This is a genomic window from Streptomyces sp. NPDC058373 (assembly GCF_042723275.1).
Taxonomy (GTDB): domain Bacteria; phylum Actinomycetota; class Actinomycetes; order Streptomycetales; family Streptomycetaceae; genus Streptomyces.
Window position 1 is genome coordinate 136,901 of sequence record NZ_JBHXJE010000010.1, and the last position, 26,764, is coordinate 163,664.

Annotated in this window: 27 protein-coding genes and 2 pseudogenes; 18 read left to right on the top strand and 11 right to left on the bottom strand. The window is 74.9% G+C overall.

What is annotated here, in order from left to right; genetic code table 11:
- Window positions 1-99: 99 nt before the first annotated feature.
- A complete protein-coding gene (gene pfkB / locus ACFWMZ_RS09535; protein ID WP_383171943.1) occupies window positions 100-1,047 on the bottom strand; it encodes a 1-phosphofructokinase in 948 nt (315 codons plus the stop codon).
- Complete coding sequence (locus tag ACFWMZ_RS09540; RefSeq protein ID WP_383171946.1) at window positions 1,044-1,805, bottom strand: DeoR/GlpR family DNA-binding transcription regulator; 762 nt, start codon at window positions 1,803-1,805, stop codon at window positions 1,044-1,046. Before ACFWMZ_RS09540 ends, pfkB begins: the two co-directional genes overlap by 4 nt.
- Before the next feature lie 249 nt (window positions 1,806-2,054).
- Here ACFWMZ_RS09540 and ACFWMZ_RS09545 point away from each other — a divergent pair, with 249 nt between their 5' ends.
- The 6 genes from ACFWMZ_RS09545 to ACFWMZ_RS09570 all read left to right on the top strand — a co-directional run bounded on the left by ACFWMZ_RS09545 (window position 2,055) and on the right by ACFWMZ_RS09570 (window position 8,220).
- A complete protein-coding gene (locus tag ACFWMZ_RS09545) occupies window positions 2,055-2,213 on the top strand; it encodes a hypothetical protein (protein WP_383171948.1) in 159 nt (52 codons plus the stop codon).
- 729 nt (window positions 2,214-2,942) lie between these two features.
- Complete coding sequence (locus ACFWMZ_RS09550; protein ID WP_383171952.1) at window positions 2,943-3,851, top strand: ABC transporter ATP-binding protein; 909 nt, start codon at window positions 2,943-2,945, stop codon at window positions 3,849-3,851.
- A gap of 7 nt (window positions 3,852-3,858) precedes the next feature.
- A complete protein-coding gene (locus tag ACFWMZ_RS09555; RefSeq protein ID WP_383200564.1) occupies window positions 3,859-4,833 on the top strand; it encodes an ABC transporter substrate-binding protein in 975 nt (324 codons plus the stop codon).
- A 2-nt stretch (window positions 4,834-4,835) separates the two neighbouring features.
- Window positions 4,836-6,965, top strand: coding sequence for an iron ABC transporter permease (locus ACFWMZ_RS09560; protein WP_383200567.1), 2,130 nt, complete (start codon window positions 4,836-4,838; stop codon window positions 6,963-6,965).
- 578 nt (window positions 6,966-7,543) lie between these two features.
- Window positions 7,544-7,837 carry an ArsR/SmtB family transcription factor gene (locus tag ACFWMZ_RS09565; protein WP_383171961.1) on the top strand — a complete coding sequence of 98 codons (294 nt, stop codon included), beginning with the start codon at window positions 7,544-7,546 and terminating at the stop codon, window positions 7,835-7,837.
- A complete protein-coding gene (locus ACFWMZ_RS09570; RefSeq protein WP_383171963.1) occupies window positions 7,834-8,220 on the top strand; it encodes a VOC family protein in 387 nt (128 codons plus the stop codon). The genes ACFWMZ_RS09565 and ACFWMZ_RS09570 overlap by 4 nt, the downstream gene beginning before the upstream one ends.
- Before the next feature lie 73 nt (window positions 8,221-8,293).
- Here ACFWMZ_RS09570 and ACFWMZ_RS09575 read toward each other — a convergent pair whose 3' ends face one another.
- Window positions 8,294-8,536 (bottom strand): MerR family DNA-binding protein, encoded by a 243-nt coding sequence (locus ACFWMZ_RS09575; RefSeq protein ID WP_383200570.1) that lies wholly within the window; start codon window positions 8,534-8,536, stop codon window positions 8,294-8,296.
- Window positions 8,537-9,236: 700 nt separating this feature from the next.
- On the bottom strand, window positions 9,237-10,721 hold the full coding sequence (locus tag ACFWMZ_RS09580; protein ID WP_383200573.1) for an oxidoreductase: 1,485 nt from the start codon (window positions 10,719-10,721) through the stop codon (window positions 9,237-9,239).
- Between the two features lie 668 nt (window positions 10,722-11,389).
- On the opposite strand from ACFWMZ_RS09580, the gene ACFWMZ_RS09585 reads away from it, so the two are divergent.
- The 4 genes and pseudogenes from ACFWMZ_RS09585 to uppS all read left to right on the top strand — a co-directional run bounded on the left by ACFWMZ_RS09585 (window position 11,390) and on the right by uppS (window position 14,981).
- Window positions 11,390-12,391, top strand: coding sequence for a ferric reductase-like transmembrane domain-containing protein (locus ACFWMZ_RS09585; RefSeq protein WP_383200576.1), 1,002 nt, complete (start codon window positions 11,390-11,392; stop codon window positions 12,389-12,391).
- 181 nt (window positions 12,392-12,572) lie between these two features.
- The gene (locus ACFWMZ_RS09590; protein ID WP_383171976.1) at window positions 12,573-13,901 is read left to right on the top strand and encodes a PP2C family protein-serine/threonine phosphatase; all 1,329 of its coding nucleotides are present in this window, start codon (window positions 12,573-12,575) and stop codon (window positions 13,899-13,901) included.
- A gap of 71 nt (window positions 13,902-13,972) precedes the next feature.
- A pseudogene (locus ACFWMZ_RS09595) lies at window positions 13,973-14,427 on the top strand (ATP-binding cassette domain-containing protein); the annotation flags it as partial.
- A gap of 38 nt (window positions 14,428-14,465) precedes the next feature.
- Entirely contained in the window at window positions 14,466-14,981 is a 516-nt protein-coding gene (uppS, locus tag ACFWMZ_RS09600) for a polyprenyl diphosphate synthase (RefSeq protein WP_383172021.1), read from the top strand.
- Here uppS and ACFWMZ_RS09605 read toward each other — a convergent pair.
- The 4 genes from ACFWMZ_RS09605 to ACFWMZ_RS09620 form a co-directional block, all read right to left on the bottom strand.
- Entirely contained in the window at window positions 14,957-15,751 is a 795-nt protein-coding gene (locus tag ACFWMZ_RS09605) for an SDR family NAD(P)-dependent oxidoreductase (RefSeq protein WP_383171980.1), read from the bottom strand. The genes uppS and ACFWMZ_RS09605 overlap by 25 nt on opposite strands.
- A gap of 189 nt (window positions 15,752-15,940) precedes the next feature.
- Window positions 15,941-16,732, bottom strand: coding sequence for a polysaccharide deacetylase family protein (locus ACFWMZ_RS09610; protein ID WP_383200578.1), 792 nt, complete (start codon window positions 16,730-16,732; stop codon window positions 15,941-15,943).
- Window positions 16,726-17,601 carry a DMT family transporter gene (locus tag ACFWMZ_RS09615; RefSeq protein WP_383171986.1) on the bottom strand — a complete coding sequence of 292 codons (876 nt, stop codon included), beginning with the start codon at window positions 17,599-17,601 and terminating at the stop codon, window positions 16,726-16,728. Before ACFWMZ_RS09615 ends, ACFWMZ_RS09610 begins: the two co-directional genes overlap by 7 nt.
- A 15-nt stretch (window positions 17,602-17,616) precedes the next feature.
- Window positions 17,617-18,408 carry an SDR family NAD(P)-dependent oxidoreductase gene (locus ACFWMZ_RS09620; RefSeq protein WP_383171989.1) on the bottom strand — a complete coding sequence of 264 codons (792 nt, stop codon included), beginning with the start codon at window positions 18,406-18,408 and terminating at the stop codon, window positions 17,617-17,619.
- Between the two features lie 199 nt (window positions 18,409-18,607).
- Between ACFWMZ_RS09620 and ACFWMZ_RS09625 the strand changes: the two genes are divergently transcribed.
- The 4 genes from ACFWMZ_RS09625 to ACFWMZ_RS09640 all read left to right on the top strand — a co-directional run bounded on the left by ACFWMZ_RS09625 (window position 18,608) and on the right by ACFWMZ_RS09640 (window position 21,432).
- Window positions 18,608-19,696: a galactosyldiacylglycerol synthase gene (locus tag ACFWMZ_RS09625; protein WP_383200581.1), complete on the top strand. Its 1,089-nt coding sequence runs from the start codon at window positions 18,608-18,610 to the stop codon at window positions 19,694-19,696.
- A 117-nt stretch (window positions 19,697-19,813) separates the two neighbouring features.
- Window positions 19,814-20,746: an NADP-dependent oxidoreductase gene (locus ACFWMZ_RS09630; RefSeq protein WP_383172023.1), complete on the top strand. Its 933-nt coding sequence runs from the start codon at window positions 19,814-19,816 to the stop codon at window positions 20,744-20,746.
- Between the two features lie 90 nt (window positions 20,747-20,836).
- On the top strand, window positions 20,837-21,223 hold the full coding sequence (locus ACFWMZ_RS09635; RefSeq protein WP_383200584.1) for a hypothetical protein: 387 nt from the start codon (window positions 20,837-20,839) through the stop codon (window positions 21,221-21,223).
- A complete protein-coding gene (locus ACFWMZ_RS09640) occupies window positions 21,223-21,432 on the top strand; it encodes a hypothetical protein (RefSeq protein ID WP_383200587.1) in 210 nt (69 codons plus the stop codon). The genes ACFWMZ_RS09635 and ACFWMZ_RS09640 overlap by 1 nt, the downstream gene beginning before the upstream one ends.
- Window positions 21,433-21,632: 200 nt before the next feature.
- Here ACFWMZ_RS09640 and ACFWMZ_RS09645 read toward each other — a convergent pair whose 3' ends face one another.
- From ACFWMZ_RS09645 to ACFWMZ_RS09655, 3 genes are read right to left on the bottom strand one after another with little or no spacing between them, the layout of a single operon-like run.
- Complete coding sequence (locus ACFWMZ_RS09645) at window positions 21,633-22,412, bottom strand: hypothetical protein (RefSeq protein WP_383171996.1); 780 nt, start codon at window positions 22,410-22,412, stop codon at window positions 21,633-21,635.
- Window positions 22,399-22,956 (bottom strand): SigE family RNA polymerase sigma factor, encoded by a 558-nt coding sequence (locus ACFWMZ_RS09650; protein WP_383172025.1) that lies wholly within the window; start codon window positions 22,954-22,956, stop codon window positions 22,399-22,401. The genes ACFWMZ_RS09645 and ACFWMZ_RS09650 overlap by 14 nt, the downstream gene beginning before the upstream one ends.
- A 43-nt stretch (window positions 22,957-22,999) precedes the next feature.
- The gene (locus tag ACFWMZ_RS09655; protein WP_383200590.1) at window positions 23,000-23,500 is read right to left on the bottom strand and encodes a hypothetical protein; all 501 of its coding nucleotides are present in this window, start codon (window positions 23,498-23,500) and stop codon (window positions 23,000-23,002) included.
- Window positions 23,501-23,733: 233 nt separating this feature from the next.
- Between ACFWMZ_RS09655 and ACFWMZ_RS09660 the strand changes: the two are divergent.
- From ACFWMZ_RS09660 to ACFWMZ_RS09675, 4 genes and pseudogenes are all read left to right on the top strand, one after another.
- Window positions 23,734-23,993 (top strand): annotated as a pseudogene (locus ACFWMZ_RS09660) (peptidase M4); the annotation flags it as partial.
- 88 nt (window positions 23,994-24,081) lie between these two features.
- Window positions 24,082-24,444: a hypothetical protein gene (locus tag ACFWMZ_RS09665; protein ID WP_383172000.1), complete on the top strand. Its 363-nt coding sequence runs from the start codon at window positions 24,082-24,084 to the stop codon at window positions 24,442-24,444.
- 240 nt (window positions 24,445-24,684) lie between these two features.
- The gene (locus ACFWMZ_RS09670) at window positions 24,685-25,374 is read left to right on the top strand and encodes a YoaK family protein (RefSeq protein ID WP_383172002.1); all 690 of its coding nucleotides are present in this window, start codon (window positions 24,685-24,687) and stop codon (window positions 25,372-25,374) included.
- A gap of 366 nt (window positions 25,375-25,740) precedes the next feature.
- On the top strand, window positions 25,741-26,625 hold the full coding sequence (locus ACFWMZ_RS09675) for a glycoside hydrolase family 19 protein (protein WP_383172004.1): 885 nt from the start codon (window positions 25,741-25,743) through the stop codon (window positions 26,623-26,625).
- Window positions 26,626-26,764 lie beyond the last annotated feature (139 nt).

The window sequence follows — 26,764 nt, forward strand, 5'->3', positions numbered from 1 at the left end:
GGTGGCGGACCGCCCTGATGGCGGTGGGGGACGGGGATGGCGTGGCGGCCGACCGGCGGGGTGCGCGTACGGACGTGCCGGTGCGGGCGGTGCGGGTGGTCATCGGGCCGGCTCCGAGAGGAGGCGGTCCGAGGGGACGGCGTCGGTGACGGTCACGGTGTCCGGGGCGAGGTCGGCCGGGGTCGGCATCACGCTGCCCGGCAACTGCACGGCAGCCGTGCCGTGCGCGACCGCCGCCGCCAGCGCGGCGGGACCGCTGCCGCCCGCCGCGAGGAACCCGGCGAGCGAGGCGTCCCCCGCGCCGACGTTGCTGCGTACCGCGACGGGCCGGGCGCGGCCGAACCAGGTGCCACTGGCGTCGAGAAGCAACTGGCCGTCGGCCCCCAGGCTGGCGAGGACCGCCCGGGCGCCGCGCTCCCGCAGCTCCCCGGCGGCCTTGACGGCGTCGCCGACGGTGAGGAGCGGACGGCCCACCGCCTGCGCCAGTTCCTCGGCGTTCGGCTTGACCACGTCGGGCTCCTCGGCGAGCGTCGCGCCGAGCGCGCCGCCGGAGGTGTCGAGGGCGACGCGGCGGCCTGCCCGGTGGGCGCGGGCGACGAGCTGGGCGTACCACTCGGGCCCCAGCCCGCGCGGCAGGCTGCCGCAGCAGGCGACCCAGTCGGCCCCGGTGGCGTGCGCACGGACCGCGCCCAGCAGGGCCTCGGCCTCGGCTCCGCTGAGCTCCGGGCCCGGGGCGTTGACCTTGGTGAGGGTGCCGTCGGGCTCGACCAGGGTGATGTTGACGCGGGTCGAACCGGCCACGGGCACACCGGCCGCCTCGATGCCGTGTTCGCCGAGCAGCCGGGCCAGCAGCGCCCCTTCGGGCCCGCCGAGGGGCACGACCGCGACGGTGCGGTGCCCCGCGGCGGCGACGGCCCGCGAGACGTTGACGCCCTTGCCGCCCGGGTCCACCCGGTCGCGGGCGGCGCGCAGGACGGCGCCCCGGTCCAGCGACGGCAGTTCGTACGCCCGGTCCAGGCTGGGGTTGGGGGTCAGGGTGAGGATCATGCGCGGACCACCTCCGTGCCCTGCGCCTCGATGGCGCGGGCGTCCTCGTCGGCGAGCCCGGTGTCCGTGATGAGCAGGTCGACGTCGGTCAGGTCACCGAAGCGCGCGAAGTGCTGCTGGCCGAACTTGGCCGAGTCGGCGAGCAGCACCACCCGGCGCGCCGCCCGGACCGCGGCCCGCTTCACGGCCGCCTCGGCGAGGTCGGGGGTGGTGAGGCCGCCGTCCAGGTCGAAACCGTTGGTGGCGAGGAAGACGACGTCGGCCCTGATCTCGCCGAGCGCCCGGAGGGCCCAGGCGTCCACGGCCGCCCGCGTACGATGCCGGACCCGGCCGCCGACCAGGTGCAGGGCGATGCCCGGGTGGTCGGCGAGGCGGGCGGCGATCGGCAGGGCGTGGGTCACGACGGTCAGCGTCGACTCCACCGGGAAGGCGGCGGCGAGGCGGGCGGAGGTGGTGCCCGCGTCGAGGATGACGCTGCCGTCGGCGGGCAGTTCCGCGAGCGCGGCCCGGGCGATGGTGTCCTTCTCGTCGGCGGCGAGGGTGTCCCGCTCGGCGAGGTCCGGCTCGAAGCCGAGGTGGCCCGCCGGGATCGCGCCACCGTGCACGCGGCGCACCAGCCCCGCCCGGTCGAGCGCCTTGAGGTCCCGCCGCACGGTCTCGGCCGTCACCTGGAACTCGTCGGCGAGGGAGAGCACATCCACCCGGCCGCTCTCATGAGCCAGCCGCAGGATCTCCTGCTGACGCTCCGCTGCGAACATGTGGGTTTACATCCGTTTCCGTGACCGACCTTGTGGTTTTCCCGGATGTTACGCGTGGACATCCGGGAAGTAAACATGTTCGGGCGTGCGCGGGGGGAGCGGTGGTCCTGCGCTGCCGGTCACAGATGGCCTCAAGCGCCGGGCGGGCTGGGGGCGCCGTTCCGTGGCAGTGCCGAGGCGGTCGGCGCGGAGGCGGCTCCGCCCGGCGCGGCGCTCGGCGGACACGCCCTCGGTCTGCACTCCTCCGGGATGCTCGCCTGCCAGGGCCTCGGCGCGCTCCTCGCGGGAAGCCTCGCCCAGCACGTCACGCCCTCGGCCGCGATGGCCCTCCTGGCGGCGGCCTCCGTCGCGGTGACCCTCGCGCTGGCTCCGGGACTGCGGGCGGGGCGTGCGCCGGGGCGCGCGTGAGGCAGCTCGCTCCGGCCAGGCCGGTTCCTGCCCACCGGGTTCCGCCCGCCACTCCGTGGGCACGGGCGAACCCGCGCGCCGGTGCACCAGTTCGAGGGTCGACGGGCTAAGCCGCAGGCGCGGCATCACCTCGGGCCGGAACCAGTGCGGCAGGACGTCCTCGGTGAGGTGGAGCGCGGCGGGGCCGCCGTTCCAGCGGGCGGTGAACACCTGGATCAGCACCGGCGCTCCGTCGGTCCCGGTGGCGGTCTCGACGGCGAACGGTACGAGCCCCGGCAGATCCAGCCCCGTCTCCTCCAGCGACCGGTCACCCGGCTCCCGGCCGCCGCCCGCAGGGACCAGGACCCCGGCTGCCTGACGCCGGGCAGGTTTTCGCGCAGGTGCAGCAGGTACGCGCCGGCGTCGTTGTGGAGGAGCGTCGAGGCGTTCCTGACCAGGGGGCTGCGGGGCGCCGAGGGGGAGGGGTGCGAGTCCACGCTGGTGCTGCTCCCGAGAGGTGGACGGCGGTGGGCGGCCCGGCCTGGGCGCCCACCCGTCGGGTCGAATCCCTTGCCACGCCAACGAATTGGAGCACCCCGGGACATGGTCCGCCCGAGAGGGGGACGGGCGGACCGGCTTGGTGCGGAGCCGGCGGTCCGCCCCTGCCGATGAGCGGCCGAATCCAGCCACACCTTTGGAGCGAGGGGCTGATTCTCACCTCTTGGTGAGGTTAGGCTAACCTCACCGCTTGTGACTGCACTCGACCGAGAAGACGGTCCGCCGCGCCTGCCTGCGGCGGACGGGCACGGCGCGCTCGCCGTGGACGCCGGGGCCCCCGCGGGGACCGGGCTGGACGCGGACGGCATCACCGTCGCCTACGACGGGACCGACGTCGTCCATCAGGCCGATCTCCGCCTGCCGCGCGGCCAGGTCACCGCGCTGATCGGGCCGAACGGCAGCGGCAAGTCGACCCTGCTGCGCGCCATTGCCCGCCTGCACCGGGCGCGTACCGGCAGCGTCACGGTCTTCGGCGACGGGGACGAGTCGGTCGACGCGCTCGCCCTCTCGCGGACCGAGTTCGCGCGCCGCGTCACGCTGCTCGCGCAGAGCCGCACCGCCCCCGCCGGCCTCAGCGTCCGCGAGGTGGTCGGCTTCGGGCGGCACCCCTACCGCAACCGGCTGCGCGGCAGCGACCCGGACGGCGCCCGCCGCATCGACCACGCCCTGGCCATCACCGACCTCACCGCGCTCGCCGACCGCGGCGTGGAGAGCCTCTCCGGCGGCCAGCTGCAGCGCGTCTGGTTCGCGTGCTGCCTCGCGCAGGACACCGACGTGCTGCTCCTCGACGAACCCACCACCTACCTCGACCTCCGCTACCAGATGGAGATCCTCGACCTCGTCCGCGACCTCGCGGACACCCACGGGGTGACCGTCGGCGTCGTCCTGCACGACCTGGACCAGGCCGCCGCCGTCGCGGACCGCGTCGTCCTGCTGTCGGCCGGCCGCGTCGTCGCCGCCGGGACCCCCGCCGAGGTCTACGACGCCGAGCGGCTGACCGGCACGTACGGCATCCGGATCCAGGTCGACACCGACCCCTCCACCCGCGTCCCGCGCACCCGAGCGGTGGGCAGGCACCACCTTCGCCTCGAAAGGCCCTGAAACCCTCATGAGAACCAAGTACCTGGCGTGGCCGCTGCTCGCCGCCGCGGCCACCACCGCCCTCGCCGGCTGCGGCTCCACCGAGGCGCCGAAGAAGGAGAGCGCCTCCGACTCCGCCCTCACCGTCACCGACGCCCGCGGCGAGAAGGTGAAGCTGGACGGCCCCGCGAAGCGCGTCGTCGGCACCGAGTGGAACGTCGTCGAGTCCCTCCTGACCCTCGGCGTCGAGCCGGTCGGCGTCGCCGACGTCAAGGGCTACCAGGCGTACGACACCGCAGCGCCCCTGCCCGACGGCGTCAAGGACATCGGCACCCGGGGCGAGCCGAGCGTCGACACCGTCGCCGGACTCAAGCCCGACCTGGTCGTGGCCACCACCGACCTGCCCGACTCCGCCGTCAAGCAGCTCTCCAAGGTCGCCCCCGTCGTGGTCGTCAAGTCGGCCGACGCGAGCCGCCAGATCGACCAGATGATCGACAACGTGAACCTCATGGCCGAGGCCACCGGCACCGAGAAGAAGGCCGAGAGCGAGGTCGCCTCCTTCCGCGAGGCGCTCGCCGACGGCAAGAAGGAGCTCGCCGACGCGGGCCTCGCCGGTGAAAAGGTCGCCTTCGCCGACGGCTGGCAGGAGGGCAACCAGGTCTCGGTGCGCCCCTACGTCAAGGGCTCGCTGATCACCGACATCAACACCGAACTCGGCCTGGTCAGCCCCTGGAAGATGAAGGGCGACAAGGGCTACGGCCTCGCCGCCACCGACGTGGAGGGGCTCACCAGAATCGGCGACGCCCGCTTCACCTACATCGCCAACGACGCCGACGGCGGCGACCCGTTCGCCGACGGCCTGAAGGACAACGCCGTCTGGAAGTCGCTGCCGTTCGTCAAGAACGACGAGGTGTACCGCCTCCCCGACGGCATCTGGATGTTCGGCGGCACCGCCTCCGGCAAGCAGTACGTCGACGCCCTCGTGGACGCGCTGACCGGGTGAACATGAGCACCTCCACGACGAAGGACCGGCCCGCGACGGCGGCCGACCCGGCGGAGGCGGCGCCCTCCGCCGGGACCGGCCCGGCCGCGCGCCGGGGCCGCGCCCTGCTCCTCGCCCCGGCCGCGGTGCTCGTCCTGGCCGCCCTCGCCGCCCTGCACGTCAGCCAGGGCACGGCGGCGATCGGGCCGGGCACCCTCTGGCACGCGCTCGGCTCCGTCTTCACCGGCGGGGACACGCTCGACCAGGCCGACGCCGTCCTGCTCTCCTCCCGCCTGCCCCGGCTCGCCGCCGGACTGGTCGTCGGCTGCGCGCTGGGCGCGGCCGGCGCCGCTCTCCAGTCGGTCTCCCGCAACGTCCTGGCCTCGCCCGACACTCTCGCCGTCAACGCGGGCGCCTACCTGGCCGTCGTCGCCGTCGCCGCCTTCGGCATCTCCCTCCCGGCCTTCCCCGCCGGAGGCACCGCCTTCGTCGGCGGACTGCTCGCCGCCGGGATCGTGCTGGGCCTCTCCCGCGCCGGGGCGGGCCCGATCAGGCTGGTGCTGGCCGGCTCGGCCCTCACCCTCGCGCTGAGCGGGCTGAGTCAGATGCTGCTGATCCTGCGCGAGCAGCAGACCTCCGGGCTGTACGCCTGGGGCAACGGCTCGCTCGGCCAGATCGGCATGGAGACCATCGACCGGATGGCCCCGGTCGCGCTGCTCGGCCTCCTCGGGCTGGTCCTGCTCGGCAGGCGGCTCGACATCCTCGCCCTCGGCGACGACGGCGCCGCCGTGGTCGGGGTCAGCCCGCGCCTCACCCGGGGCGTCGCCGTCGTCCTCGCCGTCCTCCTCGCGGCGGTCGCCGTCACCGTCGCCGGGCCGGTCGGCTTCGTCGGCCTGTGCGCACCTGCCGTCGTCCGCCTGGCCGGTGCCTGGGCCCCAGTCCTGCTCCGCCACCGCGTCCTCATCCCCGCCGCCGCGATGGCCGGCATGATCGTGGTGCTGGGCGCCGACATCCTGCTGCGCGCCCTCTTCGGCGCGCAGGCGGGCACCGCGGTCCCGACCGGCATCGTCACCAGCCTCTTCGGCGCGCTGCTCCTGGTGGGCCTCGCCTACCGCTCCCGCGACGCCGGATCCGCCGACCCCTCCACGGCCTTCGCCCGCCTGCGCAGCCGCCGCGCGTACGTCGTGACCCTCGTGGTCGCGGGCACCGCGCTGGCCGTCGCGGTCGTCGCCGCCGTCCTGCTGGGCGACACCCGCCTGCTCCTCGGCGACGTCGGGTACTGGCTGACCGGCCGCTCCGGCGACCTCGTCTCGTTCGTCCTGGACACCCGGGTGCCCCGGGTCGCCGCCGCCCTGCTCGCCGGTGCCGCGCTGGCCGTGGCCGGCGCCGTCGTCCAGGCCGTCTCGCGCAACCCGCTGGCGGAACCCGGCATCCTCGGCGTCGTCGGGGGAGCGGGGGTCGGCGCGGTCACCGTCCTCACCGTGGTCCCGCTCGCCGGGTTCTGGCTCATCGGCGGCGCCGCGCTCGCCGGTGCCGGGGCCGCCGCCGCGCTCGTCTTCGGACTGGCGGCACGGCGCGGACTGGAGCAGAACCGGCTGGTGCTCATCGGAATCGGCGTCTCGGCCGGCACCGGCGCGCTGGTGAGCCTGCTCATCGTCCTCACCGACCCGCACAACGGAACCAAGGCGCTGACCTGGCTCTCCGGCTCCACCTACGGCCGGACCCTCCCCGAGGTCGTACCCGTGCTGGCCGCCCTCGTCCTGGCCCTGCCGCTGCTGGCCGCGGTCCGCCGCGAGCTGGACATCATCGGCCTGGACGCGGACACCCCGCGCCTGCTCGGCATCCGGCCCGGCACGACCCGCCTCGGGCTGCTCACCGTCGCCGTCGTCCTCACCGCCACCTCGGTGGCCGCGGTCGGCGTCATCGGCTTCGTCGGCCTCGTGGCCCCCCACGCGGCCCGCGCCCTGGTCGGACAGCGGCACGCCCGGGTCCTGCCCGTCTCCGCGCTGCTGGGCGCTCTGCTGGTGGTGGTCGCGGACACGATCGGACGGACCGTCATCGCCCCCGGCCAGATCCCGGTCGGCATCGTCACCGCCGTGATCGGCGCCCCGTACTTCGGCTGGCTGCTGTGGCGGTCCAAGGGAGAGACCTAGCTTGATCTTTAACGTCGGACGTCGAACGGCTTGGATGTCGAGGCTGCCGCCCTGAGGCCGTGCGCCGACGGCGGGCTCGCGTTCGAAGGCGGTGACGGAGCGGCCGTGGAGCTGCAGGACGCGAGCGAGGGCCAGGCCGCCGAGGCCGGCGCTGACGACCGCGATGCGGGGGGCGTGGGGGAACGCATGGGATTGCCTTGCCGAGAGGGGGGTGGAGGCGCCGGGAGGCCCGGCGCCTGACCGGGAAAGCACAACACAGACGGTGCGGAACCGCCTCCGAAATATGGTGTACCGGCCATCGAATCGACCCGGCACGGCGCCCGCTGGCGAGCGGGGGCCGCCGGTGGGCGCTGGTCTCCGGACGACGCCGTGGAAGTCGATCCCGAAGGTGCGCGACGACCGGCGAGCCGTGCCCGATGGCGGAAGCGCCGCCGCGCCCCGGATACGGCGTATGCCACTTCACCCCGTGCCGGCACCGGTCCCGTGGTCCGTGAGGCCGTCGTCCAATGGGCTTCGCCGGGGGACGCCGGTACCCCCTCGCCTTGATAGGCAAGTGGCTACTTGCCTATGGTGGAGTCATGGCGGAGGATGTCTACAAGGCGCTGGCCGAACCCACCCGCCGGCTCATCCTCGACGAGCTGGTGGAGCGGGACGGCCAGACCTTGTTCGAGCTGTGTGCACGGCTGGTGACCAAGCACGGCCTGGGGCTGTCCAGGCAGGGGATCAGCCAGCATCTGGCCGTACTGGAAGCCGCGGAGCTGGTCCGCTCGCGGCGCCAGGGCCGCTACAAGTTCCACGACCTGAACACCGAGCCGCTGGAGCGCATCGCGACCCGATGGCTCAGGCCCGACGCACCGGAGAGCACCTCATGAGAATCCACCTGACCAGCGTCTTCGTCGACGACCAGGAGAAGGCCCTGCGCTTCTACACCGAAGCGCTCGGCTTCGTGAAGAAGCACGACGTCCCGCTCGGCGAGGACCGGTGGCTGACCGTCGTCTCCCCGGAGGCCCCCGAGGGGACCGAACTGCTGCTGGAGCCCGACGGCCACCCGGCGGTCAAGCCGTACAAGGAGGCGCTCGTCCATGACGGCATCCCGGCCGCCTCCTTCGCCGTGGAGGACGTGACCGCGGAGTTCCGCCGGCTGAGCGAGCTCGGAGTCGGCTTCACCCAGGAGCCGTTGCAGATGGGGCCGGTCACCACCGCGGTCCTCGACGACACCTGCGGCAACCTGATCCAGATCGCGCACAGCGAGTAGGCCGTGGCGGACGTGGCGCTCATGACGGCGGCGTGAGCTCCGCCGGGGCTGTCGACCCCGACGTGCGTGCGGCTCAGGCCCCGCGGACGAGGACGGAGCAGTCCGGGCAGTCGTCGAGGTGGCGGTGCCGGCACTCGACGGTGTGCCGAAGGAAGGTGATCGCCTGCCGCCGGTGGTCGGCTTCCTCCTCGAGGGCCGCGATCTTCGCCCTCACGACTGCCTGTGCCGCCGATCTCGTCGGCGACATGACGGCGGTGATTTCGGGCAACGAGAGCCCGACGCGTCGCAGTCGCAGCACGGTACGTGCCTGTTCCACCGCGCTGTCCCGCGGAACTCACCGTCGGGCCCCGCGGGTCGTCTATCTGTCCTCGACCGCCGTGGACGACGAAGCCATTGGCCAGAGTGATCCCGTCGTCCAGGTGCACGCGGACATGGAAGCCCTGCTCCACGCAGCCGGGCTGCGCCCCGTGGTGCCGCGGAGCGACACGCTGGCTTCCAACGCCCGTGGCTGGGCGCGGCAGTTGGCCAAGGGCGATGTCGTCTCAGGCCCGGAGGCGGCGCGCACAGCCGTCGTCGACGAGCGCGATGTCGCTGATGCGTCCGTAGCCGTGTTGCTCGCCCACCACGAGCACCTGGACCACGGCCCGCACGTGTCGACCGGACCGGAGGTACTCAGCCGGGCCGACCAGACCGCCCACATCGGGGCCGCACTCCGACGCGATCTGCGATGGCAGGCGCTCTCCGTGGATCTCGCGCGAGCACGGCTGCTCGCGGACGGGCGTCCCGCGCCCCTGGTGGACGCGCTCGTCGCCGCATCGGTGCGGCGACCGGAGTCCCCTCGCACCACCGATCACGTGGAGCGCCTCACCGGCCGACCGGCCGGCACCTTCTCGAGGTGGGCCGTCGACCACGCGGCCGAGTGCGACCGACGAGAACCGCGGCACGCTCCACAGACCATGACGCACGTCTCCGAGACCCGCAGGGAGCCGTCAGCTTCATCAACGCGGGCAGGGGCGTCAGTTCCTGTTCAGGGTGCGGGAGACGCCGGCGACGACCGTCGTCGTGAGGAGCCAGCCGACGGCGATCAGCAGGTAGGCGAGCCACTGTGTCGCGTCAGTCCAGTGCCACGCGCTGCGCTGGCCGAAGTCGCCGACGGGGAAGAGCAGGTCGGCGGTGTAGACCAGGGCGTTGAACGGGGCGCCCTCCCCGTCCTTCGTCTGCACCGGCGCGCGGGTGCTGAAGACCAGGCTGCCGAGCAGGCAGAGCGCGATCGTCCACAGCGCGGCCAGCCAGGGGCGGTAGCCGTATCCGACGGCGGCGTCGAGCAGGCGCCCCCACACCCGGCCGGGCGCGTTCAGGGTGGTGCGGCGGTGCCGTTGCTTGGCCAGCAGCACCCGCCGGGCGTCGTCGTCGTGGCCCGCCTGGCGGTAACAGGCGGCGAGCTGCTCGTACGGCTGCGGGGCGTAGCCGGGGTTCCGGCGGAGCCAGGCCAGGCGGTGGGCCACGTCCTCCCGCCGGGGCGCCCCCTCGGAGCGGAGCGAGCCGTAGACGAAACCGTCCAGCCGCACCTCGTCCGGCCAGTTCCGCCCGCGGTCGTGCAGGGCGGTCACCGTGGCGTCCTGGAGATCGACCGCTCCCGCGGGCTTGGCGGCGAGGCCGAAGTCGAAGGTGCCCACCTGCATGCCGACGCCGGACAGCGCCGTCCCGCCGCCGTCGAGGGTGGCTCCGTCGAGGGTCAGCAGGTCCGGTATGCGGGCCCCGCGCAGCCGCAGCGTGCCCGTGGCGCGAAAGCCGTCGGACATGTTCATCACCGAGGCTGTCGCGCCGTCCGCGACCAGCGCCTCGCCGTGCGGGCTCTCCAGGCGCGCACCCTGCAGGAACAGGCCGCCGGGCAGGTGCGCGCCCACCAGCCGCACCCCGCCCCTCGTGGTGAAGCCCTCGCGGCAGTAGACACCGCCGCCCATGGCCAGGCCGCCCGCGAACACCGCCCACCGCCCGGCGGCCGATATCCGTACTCCGTTCAGGAGGAGTTCCCCGGTCACCTGGGCGTTGATCAGCGAGAGGCGGCCCGTCTCCACCACGGAGCCGGTGAGGTCCAGGTGCCCCTCGACGCGGGCCAGTCCGGCGTCCACGCCCGGGAGCCTGCTGGCGGTGATCCGGACCGTACGCGTCGCGGCGGCGTGGAGGCTGACCGCCTGTTCGAGGCGGCACCCCTTCAGCCACAACAGGTGGCGGATCTCCCCGCCGGCCAGGCCCAGCCGGCCGGTGATCCGCGCGCCGGCGAGGCGCAGGGAGGCGACACCGCCCGGCCGCTCCGTACCGCCGCCCAGCAGCAGCGCGGCCACGACCTCGGCGCGGACCGTGCGGTCGGCGCCCCAGTCCGCTCCTGCGGCGGGATCGTCCTCCTCGGGCACCCCGGTACGCAGATCCACCCAACGCCCTCCGGGGAAGGAGTCCCACAACGCACGCTCGGCCGTGGTCAGTTCGTCGTAGATCAGCACGGCTACAGGCTACGGCTGCGGCCTGGCCGGCGTACGGAAAAAAATCTCGCCGAAGTCGGCGCGGTCACGGTTTCGGGTCGCCGTGTGAGCCGGTCAGGACGGGTGAGTGGGCGTCATTCCCCAGGTGTCCGCCGAGATCCGTGGGGGGTCCTGAAGGTGATTTCCCGCCATCGACGGGCCGGCACATTTCTGAGGGCGGGATTCCGTAGCTGCGGGGGAGGAGAGGGCGGGCCGAATGCGGGCCCGCCGTACGGGATCCGCCGGGCTCCGGCGGCGTCCGTTCCGCGCGTTGCCGCGCACGCTCACCCTGGTCCCGGCCCCGGGCCGCGCGGTTGCCACGCCCCGCGAACCCGCACGTCGAACGAGTGTGCGGTGTCGCCCGGCCGTGATACTCAACTACCTGCGAACGGGGCGTCGACGGCCCGAGGGGGGCCGCACGAGGCAAGGGGGGTTGTCATGGCGTTGCTCCGGGGGCGGGGTCCTCGCTGAAGAGATGGATCGGCCGTTCCACTGAGACGGCGACCGGGGCCCCGGCGGAGCGCACCCGCGCACCACCGGGCCCTCCGGCGTGATCACGGTGGCCGGATCCGCTCTCGGCAACCGGCCCGACTCCCGCGACACTGTGCACAGGAGCCACGTCGGTGCCCGCCGCCCCGAAAGGTCGACGCATGCAGCGCGAAGCTTCCCCGGCCCCCCGGAGACCGGACACACCGGGCACCGCGGAAGGACCGCCGGAGCCGGCCGCGCGCCGGGAGACGCCGCCCACCTTCCGCACCGACCTGCGCGCCGCGATCCCCGACGCCTCCGCCGCCGTCGGCGTCACGGCGGCCGTCTTCCTCTTCCTCTGGGTCCGCATGGAGGCGGGGACATCCTCGACCGTCGCGGTCATGCCGTTCATGGACGACCCGAACGCCTACTGGATGTACCTGCTCAGCCAGGCCTTCGGCTGGTCCGCCCTGCTCTGGGCCTGGGGCACCGTCATGCTCGGCCTGGTGCTCTCCGGCCCCCGGACCGCGCGGCAGCCGTCCCGCCGGAGGCTGGAGCGCTGGCACCGCACCACCAGCCTCACCACGACCGCGCTGATGTTCGCGCACGCCCTGATGTTCGCGGCGGAACTGGTCCGCCACGACGCCCGCCCCTCCTGGGCCGCCCGCCTCTGGGCCGCCTTCGCCGACTCCTTCGTACCCGGCTGGTACGACTCCGGCACCGGCCAGATCGCCATCCCGATCGGCCAGGGCGCCCTGTACCTGGCCGTCCCGCTGGGCCTGCTCTTCTACGTACGCCACCGCATCGGCGCCCGCGCCTGGCGCCGCATGCACCGCTTCGTCATCGTCGTCTACGTGCTGAGCGTCTGGCACACCCTGCTGTACGGCACCAACGTCTGGTACGGCGAATGGCCCCGCACCGCGCTCTGGCTCCTCCAGATCCCGGTCGCCGTCCTCCTCGTCCTGCGCCTCGCCCGCCCGGCCCGCCGCGCGGAACGGCTCGGCGCCCCCGGCCGCCCGGGCGGGCCGAGGCTGCCGGAGTGGACCGCCCGCGCCCTGGGACGCCTCGCGGCCGCCGCGGTCGTCGTCGGCATCGTCGCCGTCGTGGTGAGCGGTCACGACGGCGGCCGCACCCGCCCCGCCGACCCTCCGGCGAGCGCCCCGCACGACCACGGATCGGAGTGACCCCCAGGGGCGGGGGAGTGGCAGGGCGCCGGGCGCGTCCGGCCGGGCCGCCCGGTCGCGCTCGCGGTGGTGGGCCGCGCGAGAGGCGCCTAGCCTTTTCCCGAGAGCCGGAGCGCCGCCCTCCGCCGGAGCCGACCAGGCACGCCGGGGACGGCCCGAGGCAGGGAAGGCAGTGGGTCGGGTGGCCGGTGGCGCCGAGTTTCCCGGGGGAGTGCGCGCGGACGGGCTGCCCGCCGCACTCTCCGATCCGGTGCGCCTGACCGCGGTCCGCGCCACCGGTCTGCTGGACACCGGCCCCGAACCGGTCTTCGAGGATCTGGCCGCCCTCGCCGCCCGGCTCACCGGCGCCGGGCGCGCCTTCGTGACCCTGGTCGACGAGGAGCGCTCGTACTGGAAGTCGTGCGTGGGCGTCGACGTCACCGACGGCCGGGAGAACCCGGTGCGGGAGAGCTTCTGCTACTTCCTCGTCGGTTTCGCCGGGGGCCCGTTCACGGTGGAGGACGCCCCTCACGACCCGCGTACCCGCGACCATCCGGCCGTCGGGCCCATGAAGATCGGCGCCTGGGCCGGGTACCCGCTCCTCGGCCCCGAGGGGGAGGTGCTCGGCAGCTTCTGCGTCATCGACGAATCGCCCCGCGTCTGGACCGAGGCGGACCGCGCCACCCTGGCCACCCTGGCGCGCTCGGCCTCCGCCGAGATCCACCTGCGGCAGAGCCTCGCCGCCTCCCAGCAGGCCCACCGCCTCTCCGCAGACCTCGCCCGCACCCTCCAGCAGGGACTGCTGCCGCCCGCCCTGCGGCCCGTCCCCGGCGTCGACGCGGCCGCCGCCTACGTACCGGCCTCCATCAGCAGCCGCCACGCCGTGGCCGTCGGCGGTGACTTCTACGACCTGTTCCACGCCTCGGGCCCCTACTTCGGCGCCGTCCTCGGCGACGTCTGCGGCAAGGGCGTGGAGGCGGCGCAGGTCACCTCGATGGCCCGCTACACCCTGCGCGCCGACGCCGGGGAGGTTCTTTCCCCGGCGCTGCTGCTCACCCGCCTCAACAGCGCCATGATCACCCAGGAGGCGCCGCTCTTCCTGACAGCCGTCCACACCACCTTCCGCCGCACCGGCGCCGGAGTGGCCGGACGCGTCTGCCTCGCCGGACACCCGCCGCCGCTGGTCCGCCGCGCCGACGGCCGGGTACGCGAGGTGGGCACCCCCGGCACCCTGCTCGGCGTCCTGGACGACGTGGGGCTCGGCGACACCCGCTTCCGCCTGAGCCCGGGCGACCTGCTCCTGCTCTACTCCGACGGCGCCTACGAGGCCAGGCCCGCACCCGGCGCGCCCCTGGCGACCGCCCGCGAGCCCTTCGGCGAGGCCGACCTGCACGCCACCCTCGCCGCCACCCGCGGCCTGGACGCCGCCACCACCGTCGACCGGATCATCGCCGCCCTCGCCGCCCACCACGGCGGCTGGGCCAGCGACGACATCGCCCTGCTCGCGCTGCGCGTACCCGAGCGCGACTGAGCGGACGCGCGCCCGCCCGACCATCCGCACCACCCGTACGGCCCGCGCCCCGGCTCGTTATCCGGAGCGTGATGGCCGCACCCGCGCGGAACGCCGCCACGGCACCCGTGCTGCGCCTGAGAGACGTCCACAAGAGCTACGGCTCGCGCACCGTGCTGAACGGGACCGACCTGGACGCCGCACCCGGCCGACTGATCGGCGTCGTCGGCGAGAACGGCGCCGCGGGCAAGAGCACCCTGCTGCGCATCCTGGCCGGTGAACTGAGCGCGGACCGGGGGGCGGTGCACCGCCCGGCCACCGTCGGATACTGCCCCCAGTCGGCGATCCTGCGCCCCGCCCTCACCGTCGAGCAGCACCTGCGGTACTTCCAGGTGGCCTACGGGCTCCCGGAGCTGACCCGGGCCTGGGAACTCCTGGAGGGCTGCGGTTCGCCGGGTACCGCAGGGACAGGACCGGCATCCTGAGCGGCGGGACCAGGCAGAAGCTGAACCTCGCCGCCGCCCTCATGCACGACCCCGAACTCCTCAGCGGCCGCCCGCCGAGGCGGAGGGGATCCTCCGGCTGCTGGAGGACGGCGCGGACGCCGACCGCGAAGAGGTCTTCCGCCGCGACGTACGGCTCTGGTGGTCCGGCCTTCCGGACGGCCTGCCCGACGGCCTCGTCGAGGCGCTGGCCCGCACGGTCCGGCGGACCAGCCACCGTGAGGGACTGACCCTGACCCTCTGCGTCAACTACGGCGGCCGGGCCGAGATCGCCGCGGCCGCCCGGGAACTCTCCCGCGACGTGGCCGACGGCGGCCTCCGCCCCTCGGCCGTCACGGCCCCGCTCTTCGCCCGCTACCTCCACCAGCCCGCACTGCCCGACGTCGACCTGCTGATCCGGACCGGCGGCGACCACCGCGTCTCCAACTTCCTGCCCTGGCAGGCGGCCTACGCCGAACTCGTCTTCCTCGACACGCTCTGGCCCGACCTGGACCGCAGAGGACTGTGGCAGGCCGTGGAGACATACGCCCGGCGCGAGCGGCGCTTCGGCGGACTGGGGGAGCGGGCCGCCGGTCAGGGCAGGATCGAGTCCACGTAGCCGCCGTCCACCCGGACCGCCCCGCCGGTCGTAGCGGAGGCCAGGGGGGAGCTGAGGTAGACGACGAGATGGGCGATCTCCTCGGGCTCGATCAGCCGCTGGATCAGGGACTGCGGGCGGTACTCGCGCATGAAGGCCCGCTGCGCCTCGTCCCAGGGGAGGTCCTTGTCGACCAGCTCGTAGACGAACTCCTCCACGCCGCCGGTGTGGGTGGGGCCGGCGATCACCGAGTTGACGGTGACGCCGGTCCCGGCGGCCTCCTTGGCGAAGCCCCGGGAGACCGAGAGCAGCGCCGTCTTCGACACGCCGTAGTGGATCATCTCGGCGGGGATGACGATCGCCGAATCGCTGGCGATGTTCAGCACCCGGCCCCAACCGCGCTCCTTCATGCTCGGCAGGTAGGCGCGGATCAGCCGGACCGCCGTCAGCACGTTCACCTCGAAGTAGCGGCGCCACTCGGCGTCGTCGATCTCCAGCGCCGGGCGCGAGCCGAAGACGCCGAGGTTGTTGACGAGGATGTCGGTCTGCGGCAGCCGGTCCAGGACCTCGGCCAGCCCCTCGTCGGTGGCCAGGTCGCCGGGGACGGCGAGCAGTTCCCCGCCGGGCACCTCGCGCCGCAGCCGCTCCACCGCCTCCTCGGTCCGCCGGGCGTCGCGCCCGTTGACCGCGACCCGGGCCCCCGCCTCGGCCAGGCCCGCGGCGATGGCCGCGCCGATGCCCTGGGTGGAACCGGTGACCAGGGCGGTCCTGCCGTCCAGAGAGATCTGCATGCTGCTCGGAGCTCCTCGCGTCGTCGGTAGGGTACGGCCGCCGTTGCGGGCCGGCCCGACCGCGCACCGGACGGCCACCGCCGGCGTACGGAACGCGGTGCGCTGCTTCGCCTGCCCATGATGGCCGCCCCTGATACGGGCTGTCCTGCGGGACGGCGCATCGGGAGGCGCGCCCTCGGGGCGGTGCCCTCACCTCTCCCGGCCGGGCGAGGCTCGGGGAACGGCTCCACCCGCGCACCCGTGGTCCGCGAGCCGCCCGACCCCGAGCCCCCGCGCCCGGCAGTACGCGACCAGTTCGGGCAGGGCCGCCAGGGTCGCGTGCCAGGCGCCCGGAGCCGCGTACGCGTCCGAGTCGTGGAGCAGCAGCGTGCCGCCCGGGCCCAGTCGCGACGCGGCCTCGGCGACGACGCCGCGCGGGGTCGCCGAGGCGGTCCAGTCGCGGCCCCACGCCGACCAGAGCACCGGCCGCAGCCCCGCCCGGCGGGCGGCCGCCCACCGCCCGCCGGTGAGGATGCCGTACGGCGGGCGGTACCAGAGCGGCCGCCGTCCCGCGATCCGGTGGACGGCCGCCGCCGCCCGCGCCAGCTCCGCCGCGTCCCGGCCCGGCCGGGGCAGCCACGGCCGGTCGTGCTCCCAGCCGTGCACCGCCAGTTCGTGCCCGGCCGCCGCCATCCGCCGGCCCAGCTCCGGATGGCGTTCCACCCTGCTGCCGAGGACGAAGAAGGTGGCGCGCACCGACAGCACGTCGAGCACCCGCAGGAAGTGCGGGGTGCTCAGCGGGTCCGGCCCGTCGTCGAAGGTGAGCGCCACCCGGTCGGGCGCCCCCCGGCCGTCGAGCCCGGGGCAGCACGCCGCGCGGAAGCCGGGCAGCCAGGTGGCGGCCGGGCCGATGTGCCACCCGGCGGCGGCCAGCGCGCCGGTCGCCAGCGCCCCGGCGGCGGCCCGGCCCCGTCGGGCGCCCCCGCCCGGGAGACTCACCATGGCCGCTCCTTGCCGTCGGTCGAGGTCAGCAGCGGGGAGCGGGCCAGTTGGACGGTGCCCGCGATCAGCAGGGCGAGCGCCAGCACCTGCGGCAGGACCCGCAGACCGAGGGCGAGTTCCTCGCCGAAGAGCACCCGGCCCAGCAGCACGCTGAGAAAGGCGTCGCCCAGCGTCATGGCGGGCTGCGAGGCCACCAGCGGGCCCGCCCGCAGCGTGAGCTGCAACAGCAGGAAGCTGCCCAGCCCCACGACGACCGCCGCGTACGTCTGCCAGGCGGTGGCCAGCGACCCGACACCGTCCGGCAGCCGCCCCACGGCGTCCTTGACCAGCGCGGCGGTGCCGGCGAACCCGATCGCCGTGGCGGTGCCGAGGACCGCCGCCGCGGGCGCGGGCGGCAGCCGCCACGCCGCCGCCGTGAGCCCCACCGTCAGCACCCCCAGCAGCACCCCTGACCACAGCCACCGCGTACCCGGCACGACGGACCCGCCGCCCGAAGGGTCGAGCAGCGCCATGAAAGCGGCCAGTCCGGCGGCCATCGCGACAAACGCCCACCGGGTGCGCAGGTCGGGCCGGCGGCGGAAGACGGCACCGCCGATCAGCAGGGTGAAGAGCAGTTCGGTGGTCATCACCGGCTGCACCACGGAGAGCGGGCCCGCCGCCAGGGCCGCCGCCTGGCACAGCCCAGAGATCGCCAGCAGGGCGGCGCCCCAAAGCCAGACCCTGCGGTGGACGAGCCGCGCGGCCCAGGACCGCCACCGGGTGGAGGCCGCCCCGCCGTCCACCAGCGTGGTGCCGCGCCGCTGGAGCACCGAGGCGGCCGCGTTGCCGAGCGCCGCGAGGAGCGCCAGCACCACCGTCAGCACCGTCATGGCGGCGCTCCCGCCTCAGTCGGCACGGCGTGGGTCGGCACGGTCGGCCAGTGCCCCGAAGAGACCCGGCGCCGCCCCGTGCAGTCGCGCCGGAAGTGCCAGCCACCCCGGCACGAGGACGTTCTCCCGCCCCCGTACCAGCGCGTCCCGTACGCCGCGTGCCACCCGTTCGGGGGAGACCGGGCGGGGCCGGCGCCGATGGTACGGCGTGCCCCGCCGGGCGAAGAACGGCGTGTCCACCGCCCCCGGCGACACCACCGAGACCCGTACCCGGGTCCCGGCCAGTTCCCGGCGGAGGCTGTCCGCGAAGGTCAGCAGGGCGCCCTTGGACGCCGAGTAGACGGCCTCGTCCCCCACCCCGACCCAGCCGGCCATCGACCCGATCAGCACCACCCGCCCCGTACCGCGCGCCACCATCGGGGGCAGCAGCAGCCGCACCAGCCGCAGTGTGGCGGAGAGATTGACGGTCAGCACGCGGTCGATCTCCTCCGGCGGCATCGTCACGAACGGACCCGCCCAGCCGATCCCCGCCCCGGCCACCAGCGCGTCGACCCTCCCGGTGCGGCGCACCGCCTCCTCGGCGAGACGGGCGCAGCCGCCCTCCGCCGCCAGGTCGGCGCGGATCGCCTCACCGCCGGTCCGGGCCGCGACCGCCGAGAGCTGTTCGCCGTCCCGGCCGCTGAGGAGCAACCGCCACCGGTCGTCGGCGTGCAGGCACTCCGCCACCGCGGCGCCGATGCCGGAGGACGCACCCGTGACCAGTACGGTCCGCCGGTGCCCCGTCCCTGGCCCGGGACGCCGTGTCACGCCGCCCACTTCTCGCGCATGCCCAGTCCCCTTCCTCGCGGCACGCCTGACCCCCAGCTTCCGTGCTGCGCGGGCCGACCGCTCGTCCAACGACGGGGCACGCCGCCATCGGGTCACCCGAACGGGCCGATTGCGCCCCCGGCCGGACGCGGCATGCAAGCGGTGGACGGTCCATCGGACGGGCGACGGCGGGAGGAGTATGGGAAGCCTGCGAGTCCTGCTGCTCGGAGCGAGCATGGGCGCCGGGCACGACGCCGTCTGCGCCGAACTGGCCCGCAGACTCCGCGCACGGGGCGACACCGCCGAGCTCTGCGACGTCCTCACCCTCCTGCCACCCGGCGTCGGACCGGCCCTGCGGGGCTTCTACCGGGGGACGGTGCGGCACGCCCCCGCCCTCTACGCCGCGATCTACGCCCTCTTCCTCTCCCCGGGGGAAGGCCCCCGCCCCGGGAGCGCGCCGCTGGCGGTGACGGCCCGCGACCGGCTGCTGCGCCGCGTCCACGCCTTCCGTCCGGACCTGGTCGTCTCCACCTTCCACCTCGCCGCACAGCTCACCGGACGGCTCCGAGCCCGGGGCGACATCCCGGTCCCCGCATCGGTCTTCGTCACCGACTTCGCGGTCCACCGCGGCTGGCTGCACCGCGGCAACGACCTGCACGTCTGCCTCACCGAGCAGGGCGCCGCCACCGCCCGCGCCGCCACCGGCCGCCCGGCGACCGCCTCCGGTCCCGTGGTCGCCCCGGAGTTCCACCGGGCGGCCGCCCGGCCGGGGTACCCCGTGGGGGCACTCCCGCAGCAGGCGGCCGACCTTCCCCCGGTCCTGCTCTCCACCGGCGCGTGGGGCGTCGGCACGCACACCGTGCGGACCGCCCGGCTCCTCGCCGCGCACGGCTGCCTGCCGGTACTGCTCTGCGGCCGCGACGAGCGGATGCGCCGCAGGGCGGCCCGCGTCCCCGGCGCCCTCGCCCTGGGCTGGACGGACGACATGGCCGGACTGATGGCCTCCGCCCGGCTCCTGGTCGACAACGCCGCCGGGCAGACGGCCGCCCAGGCCCTGGCCGCCGCGCTCCCCGTAGTCACCTGGCGGCCGCTGCCCGGCCACGGACGGGACGGCGCGCGGACCATGGCCGCCGCCGGACTCACCGCCTACGCCCGCGACCCGGGCGAACTGCTGGCGGCGGTCGGACGGCTGCTCGGCCCCGGTCCGGCGCGGGACGCCCAGGTGGAGCGGGGGAGGAGCGCCTTCACGGCGGACGCCGCCGACCTGGTCACCCGGCCCGCCCGCTGACCGGCACCGCGCTCCGCGCGCCGTCTCGCCGCCGTCGTTCACCCGCGCACCGGCCTTGGTGTGGTGCGGAGCGCGGGCCTCCGCCACGCTGGGCCCATGACCCAAGAGACCGGCACGATGCGCGCCATCATCCAGGACACCTACGGAGGCCCCGACGTCCTTCACGAGACCAGGGTGGCGAAGCCCGCGCCGGGACCGGGGGAGATCCTGGTCGCCGTCCGCGCCGCCGGGGTCAACCCGACCGACTGGAAGCACCGCGCGCAGGCCGGCTTCGTCGACCGGCTCCCGCTCGTCCTCGGCTGGGACGTCTCCGGAGTGGTCGAGGCCGTCGGCTACGGAGTCACCCTCTTCGCTCCCGGCGAGGAGGTCTTCGGCATGCTGCCGTACCCCGACGGCTCGGGATCGCACGCCGAGTACGTCGTCGGGCCCGCCCGCGCCTTCACCCGCAAGCCCACGGTGATCGACCACATCCAGGCGGGCGCCCTCCCGCTGGCCTCCCTCACCGCGTACCAGGCGCTGATCGACACCGCGGGCGTCGGCCCGGGGCAGCGCGTCCTCATCCACGCGGCGGCGGGCGGCGTCGGCCATGTCGCCGTGCAGATCGCCAAGGCGCACGGCGCGTACGTCATCGGCACGGCCAGCGCCCCCAAGCACGACCTCCTGCGCGAGCTGGGCGCCGATGAGGTCGTGGACTACCGCACCACCGACTTCGCCGAAGCGGTCGGCGACGTCGACATGGTCCTCGACCCGCTCGGCGGCGAGACCCGCACCCGCTCGGTCGGCCTGCTCCGCCCCGGCGGCACCCTGGTCTCCCTGCTCAGCGGCGGCTCGACCGAGGAAGCGGCGCGGTCCGCCGAACGGGGCGTGCGCACGGTGACCATGCTGGTCGAGGACGACCACGCGGGCATGAACGCCGTCGCGGACCTGGTCTCCGCAGGAGCGCTGCGCCCGCGTATCGAGGCGACCTTCCCGCTGGCCGAGGCGGCCGCCGCACACCGGCTGGGCGAGAAGGGGCGCACCACGGGGAAGATCGTCCTCGTGGTGGAGTGAGGGGGCCGGCCTGGGCGGCACACCCCGCCGCCCGGCGAGACGTACGCGAGGGGGTGGAACCGGCGTGCGGAGAGCAGCCGGCCGCTGCGCGTGGAGCACACCGGCAGCCTCCTCACCCACGACTCGATGGCCACCCTTCTCCCCGAGTCCGGCGTGGGGATCGCGGTGGTCACCAACACCGGCATGGTCTCCGGGGACGACGCCCCGCTGATCGTCGACGGCCTCGTCGACCTCGCCCGGGGCAAGACCCCCCGTCGGCAGGCCCCCTTCACCGGCACCGCCGACCCGGCCCTCGCCGGGCTGACCCTCCTCGCCCTCGGGCTGGCGGTACGCGGTGTGCTGCGTGCCGACCGCTGGGCCCGGCGGAACGCGCGCGGGCCGCTGCGGACCGGGCTGCGCCTCGCCCCGTACGCGCTGCCCGTCCTGTTCTGCCCGTCCCGTTCTTCTTCGGACTCGCCGATCTCTTCGGTCTGTTGATGCGCCGGGCCGGGACTCTGGAGCAGATCACCTACGTCTGGCCCGCCCTCTTCGTGTGGTCCGCGGTGACGGCCCTGGCAGCGACGGCGGTGCTCGCGGCGCGCCGTACGGCCCTCTTCCGGATGCGGCGGAGCCGGGCGCACGGTGCGGAGCGGGACGCGGCCGCGTCGACCGACCGCCTGGGCCAGGGCGCGTCACCCATGGGGTGAACACCGGTCCCTGAGGCGCGACCGTGGCTCGAGGGCGGAGACGGGGGCGGTGACGGCCGCGCCCCGGCCCGGGCCTGTTCTTCAGGTACGACCTCAAGAACGGCCAAGCCCGAGCACCCTCCCTCCGCGAGGAGAAGGGCGGGCTTCGGAGCGGCCCCCCGCGCTGCTCCGAAGCCCGCCGGTACGGGGGCGGGACTCCCTCAGGGGAACTCCGCCAGAACTTCGCCGTCGTCGTCGTAGACCCGGACCACCGGAGGGGGATCGTCGAACGAGTCGCTCCGGTCCTGCCGGTCCGCCCAGGCGTAGCCCACGGCGTACCCGGGGCTCCCCTCCAGGGTGAGGACCCGGGCGCGGTACACCTCGCCGCCGGTCTCCACGGTCATCCGGGCCGGGCGCCCGGGGCCGACGTAGAGCGGGCGGACCAGCTCGCCGTACTGCTGGAGGCTGACCGTCCCGGTCGGCTGGTTGCCGTCGGACACGCTCTTGCAGGTGTCGATGCCGCCCTCGGGCTCGCCCGTGTCGCGATGGCACACCTGGTCCTGGGCGAGCGTCAGCCGGTGGCCGCGGCCGATCTCCACCGGCTCGCCCGCCTCCGCCGTCCGTACGGAGGGCCAGGGCCGGACCGACGGTTGCGGTGGCTGGGCGGGCGCTGCCGAGGACGACGGGCGGCCCGCCTCGTCGGACGCCGCCGAGGGGGCGGGGTCGGCCGCCGAAGGCCCGCCGCTCGCGCCGGAGCCGAGCCACTGCGGCACCGCGACCATCACCAGCACGGCGGCGGCCGCCGCCGGGACCGCGGCCGCGACGCGCCGGTTCCGCTCCCGTCGGCGGCCCATCCCGCGGACCAGCGCCGCCGGGTAGGGCGGCGGCGTCAACTCGTCGGCGGTGGAGCGCAGGGCGCGGCGCAGCGACCGTGAAGTGAGCTCGTCGGGGCCGCCGGGCCCCGGGGCGCCGTCCCGTCCGGCCGGGTCAGGGGCGTTCATCGGCGGGCTCCTCTCGGCCGGGGTGCGGGTGGAACTCCGCCAGCGCCGGGTGGTCACGGAGCTTGCGCAGGCCCCGGCTGGCCTGGCTCTTCACGTTGCCCGGGGAGCAGCCCAGCACCTCGGCGGCCTGCTGCTCGCTGAGGTCCTCCCAGTACCGCAGCACGACCACCGCGCGCTGCCGCGGCGGCAGGGTGCCGAGCGCCTCCAGGAGCAGGGAGCGCTCCTCGGTACGGGCCGCGCCGCCCTCCTGCGCGCGCTCAGGCAGCCGTGGCGTCAGCAACTGCACCACCCGCCGCTTGCGGAACCGGCTGAGGTTGTTGTTGACCAGCGCCCGCCGGACGTACGCGTCGGGCTCGTCCAGCCCCCGCACCCGCGACCAGGACGGGTACAGCTTCGCCAAGGTGACCTGCACCAGGTCCTCCGCCTCGTGGTGGTCCCCGGTCAGCAGGTACGCGGTCCTCAGCAGCCGGGGCCAGCGGGCGGCGGCGAAGGTCTCGAACTCCGGCGAGGCGTGCTCCGTCCGGGCAGGCCGAAGCCCCGGCACGGCCCGTTCGGGGAGCCGTGCCGGGGTCCTCGGCGACGACAGGTCAGTATCGGGCGAGGACACGGCCGGCGGCGTCGTAGACGGTCACGGTCCGGTCGGCGGACTCGTCGGTGGCGCCCCAGACGTGGCCGGTCGCGTAGCCGGGGCGGCCGGGCAGGGTGACGACCTGTGCCTCCAGGGTGCGCCCGGCGGTGGCGACGGTCATCCGGGCGGCGCGGCCCGGGCCGATGTAGAGCGGCGAGTACAGGGTCCGGGCGCCTTCGGAGAAGCTCTGGAGGCTGACCGTGCCGGGCGGCTGGTTGCCGTCGGTGACGCTCTTGCAGATGTGCCCGTCCGCGGAGCCGACGCACCGCTCCGCGCGGGTGAGCGTCATGGCGTACCCCCGGCCCAGCTCCACCCTCTCTCCGGGGCCGACCACGACCACGGCCCGGCTCTGCGCGGCGGCCGCCGGGCGGGCCTCGGCCGCGTGGGCCGCGGCGGGCGCCGTCAGGCCGGTGAGGGCCAGCATCAGCACGGCTGCTGGGACGAGCGTTCTCTTGGACATGGCGTTCCCCGGGGTCTGCGTGGCGTACGGCCCTGCCGGGGCATCGGCGTTCCCCGGCACGGGTGAGGTGGACTCCTCGACCTACTCACCCCGGCGGCGGGCGGGAGGTTGCACGGTTCCGGAACTTTTTCGGCGGGCGTCGTCAGGCGGAGGGCGGCACGCCCGTGCTGCGCGGTCAGGGGAGGGGTCCGTTCCCCCTCCGGCCGTCCCTGGCCGCGTCGACCAAGCCCGCCGCGCCCCGCCAGGTGGTGTGGAACGCCGACGGCAAGCCCGTCCTCGTCTTCGAGACGGTGGTCGGCGGAGTCCAGCATGACGGGGTCCCCAACGAACTCCGCGCCGTCACCGACGCCGCCACCGGCGAGAAGCTCCACGAGCGGCAAGCCGTCGAGAACGGCACCGGCAACACCAGTACAGCGGCACGGTCACCCTCGGCAGCACCCGGTCCGGGTCCACGTACAACCTGACCGACGCCTCACGCGGCGACCCCCGCACCAAGGTCGTCCTGCCCTAGCCGTGCCGCCGGTCCCTCCCGCGCCCGCTCCGAGCTGCCCGGGGCCCCGTACGCGTATTAATGTGCCGACATGAGCGACTTTGCGCAGGGTGCGGAACCGCAGGAGTCCGAGAACGCCGCCATCGCCCGGGAGGCGGTGGACGTCTATCTGGCGCGCCAGCTCTCCGAATGGGAGGGGCAGCTCGGCGCCGCCACCGAGGGGACCTCCGAGTACGACGAGACGGAGGGGTACCTCCGCGCCGAGGAGGGACGCCGTGCCGCGTGGCGCCGCACCGGGCAGCTCGACGGCGCCCTCGCTCTGGCCGTCGACGAACGGGCCCGCGCCGATCTGAAGATGGGCGCCATCGACCCGCCGCGCCGCGAGGCGATCCGCAGGGGGCTGCGGGAGCTGGGCTGGGATCCCGAGGTGAACTCGGACGCGTCCGTGCGGTGACCTGCGGTGCCCGCTGCCGAGCAGGCGCCCTCAAGCGCTGGGCGTGCTGTGGTTTGCCCTCAAGCGCCGGGCGGGCTGTGGTTTGCCCTCAAGCCCCGGGCGGGCTGATTTTGCCCTCAAGCGCCGGGCGGGCTCAGTCTGTGCTCGGGTGATCTGTTGCCCTCAAGTACGGGGCGGACCGAGCGTGCCGAAATTCCAGCCCGTCCGGCGCTTGAGGACACATTCTGAGAGGGGGCGGGGGTGCGGACGCACAGCCCAGCGACGCGCGGCCACGCGAGAACGCGCGGCCGCACCGCGCTCCTGCTGCTGAGCTTCGCCTCCGGCGCCGCCGACGTCCTCGCGGTGGTCGCCCTCGGCGGCGCCTTCGCCGGAATCATGACCGGCAACCTCGTCCTGCTGGGCGCGGCCGCCGCGGGCGAGCGGAGCCAGGGCGTGTGGGCCCCCGCCCTGGCGCTGGGCGGCTACCTGCTCGGCACGGTCCTGGCGGTCCCCCTGGCCGGCCGGGCGGGCGGAGAGCGAATCTGGCCACGCGGCGCGCTCGCCTGCCTGGCCGCCGAATCCCTGGTGCTGGCCGGAGTGGCGGCCGCCTGGACGATCGCGGACCGCCCGGACCCCGGGGGAGTGGCGGCCGGGTTGCTGCTGGTCCCGCTGGCCGCGGCGATGGGGGCGCAGGCGACCGCCGTCCTCTCCCTGGGGCGCGAGGGCGCCCCCACGACCTTCTTCACCAGCACCCTCACCACCCTGGTGGCCGGGTTCGCCGCGCGGCAGCCCGGCGGGGTGGACGGCTGGGCCGTCGCGCGGCTCGTCTGCCTCTTCGCCGGTGCCTGCGGCGCGGTCCTGGTCCGCCGGGTGGCCCCTGACGTTGCCCTCTTCCTGCCGCCACTGCTGGTGGTGGCGGCGGTGGTGGCCGCGGCCGGACGGAGGAAGTGACCGGGCGGGGAGCCCGCGCTTCTCCCCCACCCGGCCCGCCGAGTCGCTGCCGCCCCGCCAGACCGCGGACATGCCGCGGCGGCCTGCCGTGATGGCCGGTCAGCTGACGGCCCATCCGGCAGTGGCGCCCGGCCGCCGCACCTTCGGAGCCGTACCTGACACCTGGCTCTGGGCGGTCCGGGCACGATCACACAGACCCAGCCGTCGCTCCCGTACCGGTCCGGGCCACCGGCATACGCGGATTCGCGTCGACCTGCGACCACCCTTGGTCTAGACCTTGACATGTTCACACCCCGCTCGCTTAGCTGACGCCATCCACGGCGGCGCGCGGCCCGACGTCGCGCCGCACCCAAGGAGTGTGATCACGTGATCCGACGTGTCCTGAGCCTGCTGACCGCGCTCGCCGCGGTCGTCGCGGCGCTCGTCGTCCTCCCCGCGGCCACCGCACAGGCGGCCACCTGCGCCACCGCCTGGAACTCCTCCGCCGTCTACACCGGGGGCCAGTCCGCCTCGTACAACGGCCGCAACTACACCGCCAAGTGGTGGACGCAGAACGAGCGGCCGGGCAGTTCCGACGTCTGGGCCGACCAGGGCGCCTGCGGCACCGGTGGCGGGGAGCAGCCGGGCGACAACGGCTTCGTCGTCAGCGAGGCCCAGTTCAACCAGATGTTCCCGAACCGCAACTCCTTCTACAGCTACAGCGGCCTCACCGCGGCCCTCAACTCCTACCCGGCCTTCGCCAACACCGGCAGCGACGAGGTCAAGAAGCGCGAGGCGGCCGCCTTCCTCGCCAACGTCAGCCACGAGACCGGTGGGCTGGTGCACGTCAAGGAAGTCAACGAGGCCAACTACCCCCACTACTGCGACCAGAGCCAGCCCTACGGCTGCCCGGCCGGCCAGGCCGCCTACTACGGGCGCGGCCCCATCCAGCTCAGCTGGAACTTCAACTACAAGGCCGCCGGTGACGCCCTCGGTATCGACCTGCTGAACAACCCCCACCTGGTCGAGCAGAACGCCTCCGTCGCCTGGCGGACCGGCCTCTGGTACTGGAACACCCAGAACGGCCCCGGCACCATGACGCCCCACAACGCCATCGTCGACGGCCGCGGCTTCGGCGAGACGATCCGCTCGATCAACGGCTCGATCGAGTGCAACGGCGGCAACCCGGCGCAGGTCCAGAGCCGGATCGACAAGTTCACCGCCTTCGCCCAGATCCTCGGCACCACCACCGGTTCGAACCTGAGCTGCTGACCCCGCCTCACCCTTGCCCCTGACGGTCCCGCCCGCGCGGGGGTGGGGGGGGGGGGCGCGGGGGGGCGCGCCCCCCCCCCCCCCCCCCCCCCGCCCCCCCCCCCCCCCCCCCCCCCCCCCAGGCCGCCCCCCCCCCCCC